Source organism: Planotetraspora thailandica (assembly GCF_016863335.1).
GTDB lineage: Bacteria > Actinomycetota > Actinomycetes > Streptosporangiales > Streptosporangiaceae > Planotetraspora > Planotetraspora thailandica.
The window spans coordinates 260,413-276,610 of the sequence record NZ_BOOR01000007.1 but is presented as its reverse complement, the minus strand read 5'-3'; the positions used below and the strand labels follow the sequence as shown (position 1 = coordinate 276,610).

General features: G+C 68.0%; 15 protein-coding genes. 10 read left to right on the top strand and 5 right to left on the bottom strand.

Features of this window, described 5'->3' with window-relative positions; translation table 11 throughout:
• Positions 1-59 precede the first annotated feature (59 nt).
• A complete protein-coding gene (locus tag Pth03_RS06250) occupies positions 60-1,565 on the top strand; it encodes a hypothetical protein (RefSeq protein WP_203943160.1) in 1,506 nt (501 codons plus the stop codon).
• A gap of 12 nt (positions 1,566-1,577) precedes the next feature.
• On the opposite strand, the gene rsmI is transcribed toward Pth03_RS06250, so the two are convergent.
• On the bottom strand, positions 1,578-2,399 hold the full coding sequence (rsmI, locus tag Pth03_RS06245; RefSeq protein WP_203943159.1) for a 16S rRNA (cytidine(1402)-2'-O)-methyltransferase: 822 nt from the start codon (positions 2,397-2,399) through the stop codon (positions 1,578-1,580).
• Positions 2,400-2,505: 106 nt separating this feature from the next.
• Here rsmI and Pth03_RS06240 point away from each other — a divergent pair, with 106 nt between their 5' ends.
• A complete protein-coding gene (locus Pth03_RS06240; protein ID WP_308442336.1) occupies positions 2,506-4,119 on the top strand; it encodes a dolichyl-phosphate-mannose--protein mannosyltransferase in 1,614 nt (537 codons plus the stop codon).
• A gap of 85 nt (positions 4,120-4,204) precedes the next feature.
• Positions 4,205-5,503: a hypothetical protein gene (locus Pth03_RS06235; RefSeq protein WP_203943157.1), complete on the top strand. Its 1,299-nt coding sequence runs from the start codon at positions 4,205-4,207 to the stop codon at positions 5,501-5,503.
• 10 nt (positions 5,504-5,513) lie between these two features.
• Here the strand turns inward: Pth03_RS06235 and Pth03_RS06230 are convergent, their stop codons facing one another.
• A complete protein-coding gene (locus tag Pth03_RS06230) occupies positions 5,514-5,933 on the bottom strand; it encodes a DUF2000 domain-containing protein (protein ID WP_203943156.1) in 420 nt (139 codons plus the stop codon).
• 49 nt (positions 5,934-5,982) lie between these two features.
• Between Pth03_RS06230 and Pth03_RS06225 the strand changes: the two genes are divergently transcribed.
• Together Pth03_RS06225 and Pth03_RS06220 are read left to right on the top strand one after the other, a co-directional pair.
• Positions 5,983-6,819, top strand: a complete 837-nt coding sequence (locus Pth03_RS06225; protein WP_239118789.1) for an AraC family transcriptional regulator — start codon at positions 5,983-5,985, stop codon at positions 6,817-6,819.
• Between the two features lie 116 nt (positions 6,820-6,935).
• Positions 6,936-7,709 carry a maleylpyruvate isomerase family mycothiol-dependent enzyme gene (locus Pth03_RS06220; protein ID WP_203943155.1) on the top strand — a complete coding sequence of 258 codons (774 nt, stop codon included), beginning with the start codon at positions 6,936-6,938 and terminating at the stop codon, positions 7,707-7,709.
• 144 nt (positions 7,710-7,853) lie between these two features.
• On the opposite strand, the gene Pth03_RS41290 is transcribed toward Pth03_RS06220, so the two are convergent.
• Complete coding sequence (locus tag Pth03_RS41290) at positions 7,854-8,492, bottom strand: DUF6368 family protein (protein WP_239118788.1); 639 nt, start codon at positions 8,490-8,492, stop codon at positions 7,854-7,856.
• An 82-nt stretch (positions 8,493-8,574) separates the two neighbouring features.
• Here Pth03_RS41290 and Pth03_RS06210 point away from each other — a divergent pair, with 82 nt between their 5' ends.
• From Pth03_RS06210 to Pth03_RS06200, 3 genes are all read left to right on the top strand, one after another.
• Entirely contained in the window at positions 8,575-9,636 is a 1,062-nt protein-coding gene (locus Pth03_RS06210; protein ID WP_203943153.1) for an AAA family ATPase, read from the top strand.
• Positions 9,637-9,675: 39 nt separating this feature from the next.
• Positions 9,676-11,487, top strand: coding sequence for a vWA domain-containing protein (locus Pth03_RS06205; RefSeq protein ID WP_203943152.1), 1,812 nt, complete (start codon positions 9,676-9,678; stop codon positions 11,485-11,487).
• Positions 11,488-12,083: 596 nt separating this feature from the next.
• Positions 12,084-12,458, top strand: a complete 375-nt coding sequence (locus Pth03_RS06200; RefSeq protein ID WP_239118787.1) for a hypothetical protein — start codon at positions 12,084-12,086, stop codon at positions 12,456-12,458.
• Between the two features lie 293 nt (positions 12,459-12,751).
• On the opposite strand, the gene Pth03_RS06195 is transcribed toward Pth03_RS06200, so the two are convergent.
• Positions 12,752-13,117: a hypothetical protein gene (locus Pth03_RS06195; protein WP_203943150.1), complete on the bottom strand. Its 366-nt coding sequence runs from the start codon at positions 13,115-13,117 to the stop codon at positions 12,752-12,754.
• Positions 13,118-13,397: 280 nt separating this feature from the next.
• On the opposite strand from Pth03_RS06195, the gene Pth03_RS06190 reads away from it, so the two are divergent.
• A complete protein-coding gene (locus Pth03_RS06190) occupies positions 13,398-13,928 on the top strand; it encodes a GNAT family N-acetyltransferase (protein WP_203943149.1) in 531 nt (176 codons plus the stop codon).
• Between the two features lie 191 nt (positions 13,929-14,119).
• Here Pth03_RS06190 and Pth03_RS06185 read toward each other — a convergent pair whose 3' ends face one another.
• Positions 14,120-15,322 (bottom strand): acyl-CoA dehydrogenase family protein, encoded by a 1,203-nt coding sequence (locus Pth03_RS06185; RefSeq protein ID WP_203943148.1) that lies wholly within the window; start codon positions 15,320-15,322, stop codon positions 14,120-14,122.
• Positions 15,323-15,616: 294 nt separating this feature from the next.
• Here Pth03_RS06185 and kilB point away from each other — a divergent pair, with 294 nt between their 5' ends.
• Positions 15,617-16,123, top strand: a complete 507-nt coding sequence (gene kilB, locus Pth03_RS42790; RefSeq protein ID WP_505872299.1) for a plasmid transfer protein KilB — start codon at positions 15,617-15,619, stop codon at positions 16,121-16,123.
• Positions 16,124-16,198 lie beyond the last annotated feature (75 nt).

Genomic DNA, 16,198 nt, shown 5'->3' with positions numbered 1-16,198 from the left:
ATGCCCGCTTCCCCCAGGTGCCCGAGTCAAGTCCACAAAAGGGCTGGCATTCTGTAACCATGGTCGCGGTCGCGGAGCCACCTGTAGTCGACGCCTCCCCGGTGAGTGGATGGGGGCGTTTTTTCGCGCTCCTACGCCGCCACCGCATCTTCGCGACGGCACTGACCGTGGGCGCGCTGATCAGGATCGTGACCATGCTCGGGTTCGGCCCGGCCATGTGGTTCAACGACTCTTACGACTACATCTCGGTCGCGTTGCGGGTCCGGCCGCATCCGATCCGCCCGGACGGCTACGGATTCTGGCTGCTGCTCCTGCGCCCGTTTCACAGCCTGGGGCTCGTGGTCTTCACGCAGCATGTCATGGGTCTGGCGGCGGCCGTACTGATCTATGCGCTTCTGACCAAGAAATTTGGCGTCCCAGGATGGGGGGCGACGCTTGCGGCGGCGCCCGTCCTGTTCGACGCCTACCAGATCCAGCTCGAGCAGCTGATCATGTCGGACACGATGTTCATCCTGCTGGTGGTCGGCGTGGTCACGCTCGTCCTGTGGCATCGGAAGATGCCGTGGAAGGTCGGCGCGGTCGTCGGGTTCCTGCTGGCGGTGACGGCCCTGACCCGGAGCATCGGCCTGCCCATCCTGGCCCTGGTCGTCGCCTACCTCCTCATCAAGCGCACCGGCTGGAAGCCCATCGTCGCCATGATCGTCGCCTGTGCGCTTCCCGTGGCGGCCTACATGGGCTGGTTCAAGGCCGTGAACGGGCAGTTCGCGATGACCAACAGCGACGGGGTGATCCTCTACATGAGGACCTCGCTGTTCGCCGACTGCCACAAGATGAAGCTGGACGAGCGCAAGGAGCTGGAGCTCGCGCTTCTGTGCATCAACACCCCGCCCGACAAGCGTGAGCCGTCCGCCCAGGCCTACCTGTGGTGGGACAACGAGAACCAGCTCCACGTCTTCGGGTCGGGCATGAAGTTCACCCCCGAGATCAACGCCAACGCGAGCGCGTTCGCCCAGAAGGCGATCCTCGCCCAGCCGGGCGACTACCTCGCAGCCGTGGCCAAGGACTTCTTCCGCGCCTTCCGCTGGGACAGGCCGCGGTTCCCCGACTACAAGACCTTCCAGCTGTACGAGTTCAGCAACTCCTTCACCCGTTCGATCCCCAAGTGGAGCTCCTACCACAGCACGACAGACAGGGATGTCGAGGCGTACGAACACGGCTCGGGCGCCACCCACGTCGTCGCGCCCTGGTCGGATTTCATGATCGGCTACCAGAAGGTGGTCAGGCTTCCGGGGATCGGCCTGGGGCTGCTCCTGCTCGTCGGCCTGTACGGCGTGGCCGTACGGTGGCGCAGGCTCGGCGGGACGGTGCTGCTGCCGTGGCTCGGCGGGGTCGGCCTGGTCCTGGCGCCCGCGGCGACGGCCGAGTTCGACTACCGCTATCTGCTGCCCGCCGTGCCGCTGGCCTGCATGGCCGCCGCGATCACCATCGTGCGGCTGCGCAGGCGCAGGACGGACGACCCCGCGCCCGAGTCGGCGGATCCGGCGCCGCTCGCCGAGCCCGCCTGACGGACCGGCCGGTCAGGAGCCGTGGACGGCGTTGTAGAGATCCCGTTTGGGAACGCCGGCGGCCTTGGCGACGTCGACGATCGCCTGCTTGCGGGCCACGCCCGACGCCTCCAGCCTGGCCACCTCCTCCACGAGGTCGCCGATCGCCGGCGGCTCGGCATCGGGGGCGTGCCCGGCCACGACGAGGGTGATCTCGCCGCGGACCTCGCCCGCCGCCCATTCGGCCAGCTCGCCGAGGGCGCCGCGCCGCACCTCCTCGTAGGTCTTGCTGAGCTCGCGGCAGACGGCCGCGGGGCGGTCGCCGCCGAACGCCTCGCTCATCGCCTCCAGCGTGGCCTGCAGCCGGTGGGGCGCCTCGAAGAACACCATCGTGCGCTCCTCAGCCGCCAGGGACGCCAGCCTCCTGGCCCGCTCGCCGGGCTTGCGCGGCGGGAAGCCCTCGAAGCAGAAGCGGTCGCTGGGCAGGCCGGACACGGCCAGCGCGGTGGTGACGGCCGACGGGCCGGGCAGCGCGGTCACCTGCACGCCCGCCTCGACGGCCAGGCGCGTGAGGCGGTAGCCGGGGTCGGAGACCCCCGGCATGCCCGCGTCGGTGATCACGACGACGGTCTGGCCCTCGAGCAGCGCCTCGAGCAGTTCCGCCGCCCTGCCAGCCTCGTTGTTGTCGTAGTAGGAGACGACCCGCCCGGTGACGGTCACCTCCAATTCGGAGGCGAGGCGGCGCAACCTGCGGGTGTCCTCGGCCGCGATCACGTCGGCCTTCGCGAGCACCTCGCGGAGCCGTGGTGACGCGTCGCCAATCCGTCCGATCGGAGCCCCCGCGAGAATAAGCACCCGCCCAGCCTATGACTCCCTGAAACGTTCATCCGCGAACGGCCAGATGTTCCCAATCGGCGCGTAGGCCATGTTGGGGCACCACTCCCACCAGTACTCTGTCGCAGTGGCCGTAACCGATTTCCCGTACCAGGCCTTCGAAGAGCCAGACCAGGGGCCCAGCGAGAAGCCGCAGGCCTCGGTCCGTGACCGGCTCGTGCCGCCCATGCCCGGCAGCGCCGTATGGGGCTGGATCGGCCCGATCGTGGTCGCCGTCTTCGGCGCGGTCCTCCGGTTCACCCGGCTCGGGACCCCGGACGCGGTCGTCTTCGACGAGACCTATTACGCCAAGGACGCCTGGGCGACGGTCAAGTACGGCGTCGAGCGGCAGTTCGTCGACGGCGCCGACAAGCTGATCCTCGCGGGCAAGACCAACGTCTTCAAGGTGTGCCAGCTGCCCGAGCAGTGCGCCTCCTTCGTGGTCCACCCGCCGCTCGGCAAGTGGCTCATCGGGCTCGGCGAGCTGGCGTTCGGTCTCAATCCGTTCGGCTGGCGCTTCGTCACCGCGCTCGTCGGCGCGCTCTCGATCCTGATCATCGCGCGCGTGGCGCGGCGGATGACCCGGTCCACCCTGCTGGGCTGCCTGGCCGGATTCCTGCTGTCCCTGGACGCGCTGCACTTCGTGCTCTCCCGTACGGCCCTGCTGGACATGTTCGTGATGTTCTGGGTGCTCGCCGGGTTCGCCTGCCTCGTGGTCGACCGCGACCGCATGCGGCAGCGCCTGGCCGACTGGTACGAGTCCGACGACCCGAGCAAGAACCTCGAGTTCGGGCCGCGACTCGGTCTGCGCCCGTGGCGGCTGGCGGCGGGGTTGTGCCTGGGCGCGGCGATGGCCAGCAAGTGGAACGGCGTCTACTTCATCATCGGCTTCGCGCTGCTGACCATCCTGTGGGACCTCGGCGCACGCCGGGCGGTCGGCCTGCGCCGGCCGTACGTCGGCGCGGCGGGCAGGGACCTGCCGCTGGCCGCGGCCTGGATGGCCGTGGCGCCCGCGGCGGTCTACTTCTTCTCGTTCACGGGCTGGTTCGTCTCCGGCAAGGGCTGGGGGCGCAACTGGGCGGACGCGACCTCCGGCGGACCCCTGCACTTCGTGACCAGCTCCCTGAGCTCGTGGTTGAGCTACCAGACGCAGGTGCTCAGCTTCCACAACGGGCTGACCGAGGGACATCCGTACCAGTCGCAGCCGTGGCAGTGGCCGCTGCTGCTACGGCCGGTGGCGTTCTTCTACGAGTCGCCCAAGAACTGCGGCGCCGCCACGTGCTCCTGGGCGGTACTCGGGACGGGAACGCCGGTGATCTGGTTCGGGGCGGTGATCGCCCTGGTCGCGATGATCGCCTGGTACGTGTCGACTCGTGACTGGCGGGCGGGCGCGGTGCTGCTGGCCTACGGCGTCGGCTGGCTGCCCTGGTTCTACTTCGCCATCGTCGAGCACCGCACGATGTTCCAGTTCTACGCGCTGCCGCTGCTGCCGTTCATGGTCTTGGCCATCGTGCTGGCCTGCGGGCTCATCCTCGGGCCCGTGAAGGCCAGGCCTTCGCGCCGCATCACCGGCACGGCGATCGTCGGGGCTTATGCCCTTTTCGCACTGATCAACTTCTGGTGGCTCTACCCTGTCATAGCGGCACAGATTGTTCCGTACGACGTATGGAGCTCACGAATGCTCTTCTCATCGTGGATCTGACCTTCCGTATCGTTGGTCACAGGGGTGCTCACCAGTGAGGCATGGTCGTCGTCAACGATGGGTTCCATACGGCAGACTGCGAGTCATGCCCGCACCTGACGTGGCCGCACTCCTGGCCGAGCTCGAGCGTTCCGCGCCCGACATCGCCGAGCCGGCACGCGTGGCCGTCGAATGGCTGACCGGTGGCGAACCCCTGGAGACCATCAGCCAGCTCGATGTGTGCGAGTTCCTCTGGTACACCCTGCCGATCAAGCTGTCCGGCGACCGCCCGACGATCGCCCGCGCGCTCGGCGAGCTCCTCCGCCTGGGCGGCATGGGGAGGTACGCCGCGCTGTGCGACTCCCCGGTCACGACGGAGATCCTGCGCACGTACGCCAGGGAGGGCGAGGAGGCCGGGGCCGCGGCCTATCACCAGGCGCTGGAGGAGACCGGGGTGCTGCCTCCGGACACCCCTGAGCTGTCCTGGAGCTCCATCATGGGGCCCGAGGAGCTCGGCGCCCACCTCGCCTGCGCCGCCGCCCTGGAGCTGGCCATCGTGTCGGGCGACCCCTTCGACCGCAAGACGCTGACCATCCGCTGGCTCACGGCCCCCCGGGCCGAGCTTGGCGGCGACTGCTGGCTGAACCGGGTGCACGGCGAGCGGCTCAACCGCTGGGTGCTCGGGCGAGGCAGCGCCCGCCGCGAGCTGGCCCAGCCGTTCGAGGTCAGGCTGCACGCCCCGGTCGCCGCCCCCACCAGGGCCCATCTCGAGCCGCTGCGGTGGCTGCTGAGCCTCGCGACCGGCGGGGTGCCGCTCACCGAGCGGTTCAACCTCACCCGCGCCCTGGTCGTGGACGCCGTCGACCGCTTCGGCTGGGACGTCATGACCACCCGGTCGGTGCGCGGCGAGGCCGACGTGCCCGCGCTGACCACGCTCAAGGAGATCGCCGTCGACGAGCTCGGCGCGCTGAGCCGTACGGGCAAGCGGCTCGAGCTGACGGCCGTGGGACACGCGCTGCTCGCCGACCCCGCCACGTTGTGGCGGGAGGCCACCGCCACGCTGCTCCTTCCCGCGCGCGGCGAGCACGACTTCGAGATCTCCATCCGCGAGTCGGCGCTGATGCTGCTGATCGACAACGGGCCTCTGCCCTACCCCGAGCTGAGTGAGCGCGTGGCCGACGTGGTGAACGGCGAGGGCTGGCGCACCACCGAGGGCGGGCAGGTCAACACCGCCGACCTGGCCGCGCCCCTGGGTGAGCTCCAGCGCCGCCTCGACGCGCTCGGGCTGCGGGTCGACTGCGCCTGGGGGTCCCCGTGGCGGCTGACCGACATCGGCCGTTCCGCGGCTCTCGCCGCCCTGCGGGCCAGGGCGCTGCGCCCCCGGCAGTACGCCGGCATGGGCTGACCGGCCGTCGTCAGCGGTGCATCCGCGCGCCCTTCAGCGTCTTGTCCACCGCATTGCGCGGGCCGTACACCGCCAGTCCGACCAGGTCGAGCTGACTTTGCGGGACGGCCGCCACCGCGGCGCGGTTGTCCTGATCGTTGCCGGTGGCGAACAGATCCCACGTGAAGATCGACATCGGCAGTTCGCGACCGAGCGCACGCGAATGGGCGAGCGTCAGCTCCTCCTTCGTCCCTTCGAACACCAGGACGGGCTGGCGGAACATCGGCAGGTATTCGGCGCCGTCTGCGTCCGAATAAGGCTCCCCGACGACTTCGGGAAACGTCGTGCCCAGCCCGCTGACGAGAAACGCGGTCACGTTGAGGCGTTGCCACGTCTCCAGATCCTCGCGCAGGAAAACAGCGATCTTGGTGGGGAAGCGAACCTGTTCCATGTGGGGATGCTTCCAGGAGCGCCACAGCGAGATCTTGTACGATCCTGGCGTGTTCGCGGCTCACACGATGACGCCGGGTGCGCCGGGCCAGGAGATCACGGCGTGGCGCCCGCACGTCGACGGGGTCACGGAGGTCTTCCACGCCCGCACCACGGATCACGCCTACCCCATGCACACGCACGAGTCGTGGACCCTGCTCATCGTCGACGCCGGGGTGATCCGATATGACCTGTCCCGCCATGAGCACGGCGCACTGAACCAGCTGGTCACTCTGCTTCCGCCCCATGTGCCGCACAACGGCTGCCCGGTGACGCCGCAGGGCTTCTGCAAACGCGTCGTATATCTGGACTCCTCCCAGCTGGGCGACGACCTGATCGGGCACGCGGTGGACGGCCCGGCGCTCGATGACCCTCCTCTGCGCGAGCGCATCCACCGGCTGCACGCGGCACTCGCGCGTCGCGGCGACGAACTCGACGCCGAGAGCCGGCTGGCCTTCGTCGTGGAACGGCTTCGCGAGCATCTGCGCGGCGGGACCGACCCGGCGTCCCGGGCGGCCAACGCGGGAATCGCCCACCGGCTGCGCGAGCTCCTCGACGCCAGGTTCGTCGAAGGCGTCACCTTGAACGAGGCGTCAGCACTCCTGCACGCTCACCCCACCCATCTGGTACGGATGTTCAGCAGGACGTTCGGAATGGGGCCGCATCGGTATCTGATCGGTCGCAGAGTGGATCTGGCGCGTCGGCTCATGCTCGGGGGAATGCCGCTGCGCGAGGTCGCCGGCGCCGCCGGATTCCATGACCAGCCGCATTTCACCCGCCATTTCAAGCGGGTCGTCGGGACGAGCCCCGGCCTTTACGCACGCTCCGGCGCCGCGCCGGCCGGCTGAGCCGCAGCGGGGTCCGTCTTCAGGAGCCGTCGTCGAGGTCGCCGGTGCCACCTCAAAGCTCGCGGCCAGAGGAAATTCGGTTTTAGGATCCCGAGCGCAGCTGATTGCATGGGCGGATGGACTCCTCCCAGCTTCTCAGCTGTTTCGAAGACAATTTCGCCCTGCTGCGCACAGCCGTCACGAACACCGATCCCGCAGCGCGTGTGCCCTCCTGCCCCGACTGGTCCGTCGCCGATCTCACACGGCACGTCGCCGAGGTCTATCTGCACAAGGCCGAGTGCATCCGGCTCGGGGCCTTCCCCGACGAGTGGCCGCCCGGCGTGCTCGAGTCCGATCCCTTCGCCTCGCTGGACAAGACCAAGGCCCTGCTCAGCGAGCATTTCTCAGCGCACGCCCCCGGCGACCCCGCGGCCACATGGCACGAACCCGACCAGACCGTCGGCTTCTGGATCCGCCGCATGGCCCACGAGACGGTGATCCACCGCGTCGACGCCGAACTCGCGGCGGGCGGTCCGGTGTCTCCGATCCCGGACGACCTCGCCCTCGACGGCGTCGACGAGGTCCTGAAGCTGTTCCTCGGCTACGGAAGCACCCGCTGGCTGGACGACTTCGGCACCCTGCTCGACGCGCCGGACGAGCGGCCCCTCTCGGTCTCCACGAGCCATCACGCCTGGACGCTGACCGCCGCGGCCGGTCCCGGCGCGCAGCCCGGCCACGTCAACGTGACAGACGCCGCCACGGGCTTCGACGGAGACGCGCTGGTGACCGGAGACGCGGGACCGCTCATGCTCTGGCTCTGGAACCGCGCCGACGAAGCGTCCGTACGGACGTCCGGCGATGAGGCCCTCCTGAAGCAGTTCCACGCCCTGCGGACCGCCGCGACGCAGTGAGCCCCGCCCCGGCGGGGGTCAGTGGTGGAGGCTCACCGCCGCGATGTACGGCATCGCGGCGGCAGCCGTCCCACTGGTCTTCGTCGCCCATCGCCGACATTCCCGATGCCCTGAGCAACGGGCGTAACCGCTACAGCCGAGGGTTCATTTGACGAGGCGGAAGCCGGGACGAGCGGCCCATGCCCGCAGGAAATCCGGCGTGCCGAAGGCAACCTCCCAGTCGGGCACCAGTCTGAGCAGGCCCGGGAGGCCGGCGACGATCGATACCTGGTCCTCTCGCAATTCCACATTGGCGACGCCCCCGACCACATCCATGATGGCGGCGGTCAGAAGAGCCGTGGCGATGTGGTCGACCTGGCTGTTGCACATCGCGATGACGTCAACGGCGTGCGTCGGGTGAAAACCGATGAACGGTTCCAGTTGCGGTTCGTCTGCGTGCTCGGCCTCGAAGATCTCCACGTCTCCGATCCCCGGTCCCATCACGGAGACGAGGAAAGGCCGATCCCCCGCAGGCGTGTCGTCCTCGCCCGCCCCTACTCGCCTAGCGGAAACGTTGATGTCGTATTCACCGGGGCGCCTCTCCTCGAACCGAGGAGACAGATCGGACAGCAGTCGGCGAAGCTCCCCCAACGCCGTGTCCGGCACTCGCTCCGGTAACTCGATCACTAACACAGGACCAGCCACGCCACCGAGCGTAGCCAGCCGCGCTGATGCGGCCAATCGACTTTCGCAGCAGCACGACCACCGCGAGCCGGTAGTTGCGGCGGCTGGGCTGCTCGACATGTCTCAGGGCCGACGCTCTCCGGCAAGCGGCTCGAACTAATCAAGTGGCGGTGGGCTCGCCGGGTTTGCGAAGCTTGCGCGCGTGCAGGCCACGTTGACCGTCACCCCAGCGCAGCTTCCTGACGTGCTGCTGCACGTCGCCGTCGTACGTCCGGTCTTCCTGTGGGGCGCTCCGGGCATCGGGAAGAGTTCGCTCGTCCGGTCGTTCGCCGAATCCCTCGGGCTCGACTGCGTCACGCTGCTCGGCACCCAACTCGCGCCGGAGGACCTCATCGGTGTGCCGCAGATCGTCGCCGACCGCAGCCGATTCGCCCCGCCGGAGACGATCGCCAGGGACGAGCCGTACTGTTTGTTCCTCGACGAGCTCAACGCCTCGTCTCCCGAAGTTCAGAAGGCCTTCTACTCCCTGATCCTCGACCGGCGCATCGGCACGTACGAACTGCCCGCGGGGTCCGTCGTGATCGGGGCGGGCAACCGAGCCACGGACAACGCGCTCGCCCGGCCCATGGCGTCCGCTCTGATCAACCGCATGATCCACATTCACCTGCGGGCGTCCGTGGACGACTGGCTGAGATGGGCGGCCGGGAGCGGCATCCACCCCTGGATCGTCGACTACCTCATGCAGCGCCCCGATCACCTCTGGAGCGCCCCGCCGAAGACGGAGGAGCCGTTCTCCACGCCTAGAGGCTGGCACATGCTGTCGGACGCCATGCACTCCTACGGCGACAGCCTCGACGACGACACGTTGGCCGTCCTCGCCTTCGGCACGCTCTCAACCTCCCATGCCTCGGCTTTCCGCGCGTACGTCAAGACCGTACGGCACGCCTACGACCTCGACGCCGTCATCAAGGGGGACGCGAGCTGGCCGCGCGGCGCGGAAGACCGCGACCTGCTCTACTTCCTGTCCGAGACCTTCCGTGCCCGCCTTATGAAAGGGCTGCCGAAGTCGAAGGAGCACGCCTCACCGGCCGGGCATCAGTTGGCGTTCCGGGCGAAGACACTGCTCACGGAGCTTGCGGAGATCTCGCTCGAATGCGCCCAACTGGTGATCGCCACGGACGAGGACGGCGCACCCGTCCTGCCGTCGTGGTTTCTGGTCGAGGTCAGCCGCGACCTGCCACGCTTGGCCGCCGCGAGGATCTGACGTTGCCGGGGACGAGTCTCGCCGCCGTGAGGAGTTGAGGTGCGCGGGAAGAAGCCGAAGGCCGATCCGTGGCGCGAGGCCGTACACAAGGGGTGGGAGCAGGTGCGGTCCCACCCGCTGTTCCAGCCGCTCCGCGGATACCTGTACGCGGCACAGGACGGCGAACTGCCGGTCGATCGATGGGCCTACATCGCTCCTGGCGGCACCGTTTACCACCATCCCCAGCGGCGGGCCGAGGCGGACGAATGGGCCTGGGTGTTCGCGCACTGCCTGCTGCATGCCGGGTTCGGCCATCTCGACCCGGGCACGGCCGAACCGGAAGACCTCGATCGCGAGGATGTCCGGCGCTGGGGGGAGTCACGGCGTTCCCCGCGCCACGCGTACCTCGCGGCCTGTTGCCTCGCCGCCGACAGGTTCCTCTCGACGCTCAAGGTCGGACGCCCGCCTGCGCCGCTGCCGGAGTTCCCCTCGGAGGACGAGAGGACGCTGGCCCGCCTGTGGGGGCGGTCCGGAGTCCCCGCCGCTTTCTACGTGCCCGCCCTCCCCGACTTCTTCGTCGGAACACCGGAGGTGGCCAAGAATCTGGACCACCAGAGGGCGTTCGCGATCGGGATCTCCGCCGCGGCCACCCGTGCGGTCGAGGTGGCCGGGGGCGCGCGGGGCACGCTCCGCGATACGGTCAAGAAACCCTGGGAAGTGGCGCTCGGCTGGTTCGTCTCGTCGTACCCGTTGCTGGGCGCCCTCGCCGCGGGCATGACGATCGTCGCGGACGCCGACCTCGCGCGCGGATGGGACATCTCAGTGGCCGCAGTCAACGCTCAGGCTGCGGAGATCTACGTCAACCCGTTGATCTCCATGGGGACCGAAGAATGGCGTTTCGTGCTTGCTCACGAGATGCTCCACGCGGCGCTCCGCCATGGGGAACGTGCCGGATGGCGGGAGCCGTACCTCTGGAATGTCGCCTGCGACTACGTCGTCAACGGCTGGCTGGTCGAGATGGGCGTGGGCGAGATGCCGGAGGGCCTGCTCCACGACCCGTCACTGCGTGGCCTGTCCTGCGAGGCGGTCTACGACCGCATCGCGGGTGACCTGCGGCGACTGCGGAAGCTTTCGACCCTGCGCGGCCGGGGGCGCGGTGACGTCCTGGGAGCGCCGCTGCCTCATCCCGGCGCCCCCGGGCGCTACGTGGACCTGGACGAGTACTACAGGAACGCCCTCGCCTCCGGCTTGGTCTATCACCACAGCAGCGGCCGGGGCACGGTGCCCGCGGGTCTTGAGCAGGAGATCCGAGCCCTCGACCATCCGCCGCTGCCGTGGGACGCCGCGCTGGCCAGATGGTTCGAGGAGCACGTCCCCGCGGTCGAGAGGCGCCGCTCCTATTCCCGGGCTTCCCGCCGACAGTCGGCCACGCCCGAGATTCCCCGCGCCGGCTGGGTGCGGCCGGAGGAACTCGTCCGGCAGTCCACGTTCGGCGTGGTCCTCGACACGTCCGGATCGATGGACGTACGACTCCTGGGCAAGGCGCTCGGTGCGATCGCCTCCTACGCCGTGGCCAGAGACGTACCCCGAGCCCGCGTCGTGTTCTGCGACGCGGCGGCGTACGACGCGGGCTATATCCCGGTCGAAGAGATCGCGGGCAGGGTGCGCGTCCGCGGACGGGGCGGCACGGCGCTGCAGCCCGGCGTCGACCTGCTCGAACGCGCCGACGATTTCCCCCAAGACGGGCCGATCCTGGTCATCACCGACGGCTATTGCGATGTCGTGCGAATCAGGCGTGAGCACGCGTTCCTGATTCCTGCCGGCGCGTCGCTTCCGTTCCGGCCCCGCGGCCCGGTTTTCCGGATGACGTGACACACCCCGTCCCGCCTGTTTGCGAGCAGGGACAAGGAAGGTCTCTATCGGCTACGAAGTGCTGTACGGACAGGTCCGGATGCCGGGTAAATGGCCGGCCGTGTTGCCGGCCGGGGTCCGGTATTAGCGGGCCCGGGAACCAGTACGGACACCGGGTAACCAGCCGACCCTGTAATCGGCCGCGGTGTGTCGATCGGCCGGGCGATCACGGCAGGTTGCCGGATGGCACCGTGTTACTCGCCGGCGAGGCGACCGACCTGCGGCAGCAGCTGGGACGCAGCGGCGGGCAGTGCGGCCAGCGGCACCAAGCCGGCCGCGACGGCCGCTGCGACCACAAATGACCGGGCGCAGATTTCGCTACGCCGATCCGTGCGTGCGATCCAACGCGTGAGCAGCGTGTAGACCTCCTATCGAGACGACGATCCCGTTTCTATATGCGCATTGACGCGCTGCGGGCTCAACCGTTCGCGGCATCCGCTGCTGCACCGGTTGCCGCGCAGAGATCAGAAAGGCCGGTTCCGATGATCGGAACCGGCCTCTGTCGTTGGTGGAGCCATGGAGACCAAATGTCGCCGTCGACCGTTAACCTCCTCCGCATGAACCAAACGGCCGTCGTAGAGACCTGGCGTCGCTTACTGGATCCTGCCAAGTGCTGGGTTCTGTTCGCCCACGGAACCTGCGTGATCCTGATGGAACCAGCTGATGATCTCGCCCAACAAGCGATATCCCTCCTGCGAAAGTACGGTCCTGTTCACGCAGGTACACCGGCCGGAGACTTCAACATCATCAACCTGGACGACGCACCTGGCTGGGCCATAACCGGCCATCACCCCGACGTTCTCACCTACGTCGACCCTGGAGAGCTAGAGGACCACGACGATCTCACGGTGGGTCTTTTCGGCCGCAACAAGCGCGATCAGGACGGGCACGAGCTGCAGGTGATTCACATCGAAGATAAACGTGCCTTCTGAGGGCAAAGGATGGACCCCTTGTTGATGACCGGCCACCCCTTTCGATCGGTGGATGCGACCGGTGACGCTCGCGTGAGGAGACGTTCATCCAGAAGATCAGAAAGGCCGGTCCCGCTGGGCGGAACCGGCTGTGACGTTGGTGGAGCTATGGGGATTTGAACCCCAGACCCCTTCGATGCGAAGCCAATTCGCTGTCACCTGGATTTGGGTTTTAGTAGCGCGCCACCTGCCCAAAGCGTTCGCCGTCGCTCGTGTGCGTTCGCCAGGCTTCGCCGCGGTTGTCACTCAGTTGGTCACCCGCTACTACAGCCCTCCGAGCTTGGATGGTGAGAGGCAACGTGCCCCAAGTACTCGGCCTGCGCCTGGGCCTTGGACGGATTCTGGCCGGTGAGCCACCCACACCGTAGACACTCCACGAAATGGTTCTCACCTGTGGGCATGTCCTCGTCTGCTTCCATCCAGGAGTGCACCTCGCGCGCCCACTTGGGCGCCCATGTCACATCGAAGGCATACCTGAGATTCACGGCGATAGCCCAGGCGAGCTGCTCAAGGATCGCATCGTCCAAGCCCAAACCGCGTCCCACCGTCTGGGCTTCCAGCTCTTCCCGGATGTTGCCAATCAGCCGTTCGTCTAGCGAGATGGGCTCTTGCTCAGGCATAAACCGCTACCTTCGCAGATGGCTGCGACGCTTCCCCGCTCGCGTCCCCTGGATGCGCCCTGACCACATCGATGCGAACGCGGGTGAAGCATGTCCGGCAGTATCGGCGGGGGCAATGAGTGCCGTTACGTGCGGCCAAACTCAAACGCCTGGCCAACCGCGGCATCCTCGTCGAGACCGAGCCGGGATTGTTCACCCAGCCGCGCCCATAGCTCGGCCGGTGAGCCACGCGTTCATGCCCAAGTTGAACGTCGTTCTACAGGGTTGTTAGCGTGCGCGCATGTCAGATCTAGGACATGTGGCTTGGCCGCCTGAGCTGATCCGGACCGAGCGGCTCGTGCTCCGTGAGCCCGAGGCGCGGGACCGTACAACGTTCATGGAGCTGCTCGCCTCGCCAGAGGTGCACACCTACCTCGGCGGTCCCCGCCCGCGTGACGAGCTTGAGCGTGAGATGCCCGAGGTGCCCGAGCGATGGCCCGGGAGTTTCGTCGTCGAGCTCGACGGGGCGATGATCGGCCAGATCCTGCTCAGGAGAGCAGCCGGGCACCGTCGCCCAGCTGCCGTGGGGAAGGCCGATCTCGGTTACCTGTTCCTGCCGAAGGCCTGGGGGCAAGGGTACGCCGCCGAGGCGTGCGCGGCGGCACTCGACTGGTTCGACGGCGTCCTTCCCGGCGAGCCGGTGGTGCTCACCACCCAGAGCGCCAACGTCAGCTCGATGCGCCTCGCGGCAAAGCTGGGGTTCACCGAGGTCGAGCGGTTCCATGCCTGGGACGCCGAGCAGTGGCTCGGCCTGCGGCCCCCGGCCACGTGATGGGGCTACGCGATTTTGGCTCTAACTTTTGACCCCTGGCTTCACGGCGCCACCACCCCACCGGTCCCCGCTTCGTTCTCCACCTCCCCCTCGCGGCGTAGAGTCTGTCGCGAGAAGGCAGGCGGTCCTCGACGACCTCAGCGCGGTCGTCGTCCTGGCTCCGCCACGTCGGCACGGATGATCGAGATCTGTCAGTAGGACCGGGGCAGTCCGAGGACGTGCTGGCCCAGGAACGCCAGGATCAGGTTGTTGTTGATGGGAGCGACCTGGTATAGGCGGGTCTCGCGGAACTTACGCTCGACGTCCCAGGTGTCCACGAACCCGTTGCCGCCATGGGTGTCGAGGCACATGTTGGCCGCCTGCCAACTGGCCTCGCTGGCGAGGAACTTGGCCGTGTTGGCCTCGGCGCCACATTTGCGCCCGCTGTCGAACAGGGCCGCCGCGCGGGTGCGCATCTGGTCGGCGGCGATTACCTGGGTGTAGGCGCGGGCCAGTGGAAACTGCACGCCCTGGTCGGCGCCGACGGGGTGGCCGAAGACGTCGCGCTCCCTGGCGTAGGCGATTGCCCGGTCCAGGAACCAGTAGCCGTCGCCGATTGCCTCGGAGGCCAGCAGGATGCGTTCGGCGTTCCAGCCGTCGATGACGTAACGGAAGCCCCTGCCCTCCTCGCCGATCATGCTGTCGGCGGGAATGCGCATGCTCTTGTACCAGACCTGGTTGGTGGCGTAGTTGAACATGGTGCGCACTGGTTCGACGACCAGAGTTTCGGGCTGCTGGGCGCGGATCCGGCGCAGGTCGATGAGGAACAGGCTGATGCCCTCGGCTCGCTCGGCCGGGTCCTCCGGCAGCGGCCGTGTGCGTGCCAGCAGCATCAGCAGGTCGGACTGGGTGATGCGGCTGGTCCAGTTCTTGTGGCCGGTCACCACGTAGTCGTCGCCGTCGCGGACCGCTGTGGTGTGGATCCGGGTGGTATTGGATCCTGCCTCGGGCTCGGTGATGGAGAAGGCCTGCAGGCGCAGCCTGCCGGTCGCGATCTCGGGGAGATAACGGCGCCTCTGTGCTTCGCTGCCATGCCGCAGCAACGGGGCCATGGTGTACATCTGGGCGTGACAGGCGGCGGAATGCCCGCCGGAGCGATTGATCTCCTGCAGGATGATGGCTCCCTCGGTGACGCCCATCCCCAGCCCGCCGTACTGTGTCGGGATCAGAACGGACAGGTAGCCGGCTTCGGTGAGGGCGCGCACGAACTCCTCCGGATAGGCGCGTTCGCGGTCACGGTCGCGCCAGTACTCGTCGCCGAAACCCCGGCAGAGTTTGCGCACCTCCGCGCGCAGCCGCTGGTGGGCGGAGTCGGTGTCCTGGATGGCGATGTCGTGGACGGCGGTGTCGCTCATGACCGCCTCCTTCTCGGATTCTGGTCATACTCGGTGCGACAGCGCGGCGGGTCGGGCTTCGAAGAGCGTCTCCCCGGTCGCTTACCACCAGTCTTCCGCTCGACGCGTGCAGGCTCGGTGGGCGGACGAATCTTTGCCAACGATCGAATGGACGTTCACGTATCGCCCGTGGCGATGGCCATTGGCCGTGGCTCGGTTGCCCGGGGCTTGTGACCAGGCCGTGGGAAGGTCTTTTGAACGTCACCGTCGCCAGCGATCAGCGCCCGCGAATTGACTCTTCGTCCGTGTGCTCTCGTGAGTGCGGGCCGTGATGGCAACCTGGGCTGCGCTGTGCTCCCCCTACTCGGCTCCTCCGCGGTGTCCCCGGAAGCAGCTCAAGCACCCAGCCCCGTCGCCGATCCCTCTTCCGGCGCGTCCGCTCCTCCTCGGACCGCCTCTCTCCTCGACCGCCAAGGCTTCCCCTTCGGGAGTTCCCTCTCCCCGCTCCGGCCGACGCGGGCTCTCCGCCGAAGGCGGCTTGACCACGGATGGAAATTCGTTGCTGCGAGAGACGAATACCATCGGCTCGTGACAGTCGCGAGAAACACACACCTGCGGCTTCGCCTACTGACTGACGACGCGCAGCTAATCGACTACGGGAATCAAGCTGTGACGACTGCGAGGGCGATTCACGGCGCAAGGACAGCGGCCGACAAGGGAGTCCTCGGCGCGCGGGCCCTGGAGGCTCTGGACGTATTCGTAACCGCCGCTGGATCTCAGCTGCGCGGAGGCGACACCCCTGAGGGAGCGGTCAGACCATGAGAGTTGCTCCCCGCGGTCACGTTCGAGCTGGCGTCACAGCCTGGCAATGTCCTGCGTAGTTTGCGGGACAAGGCA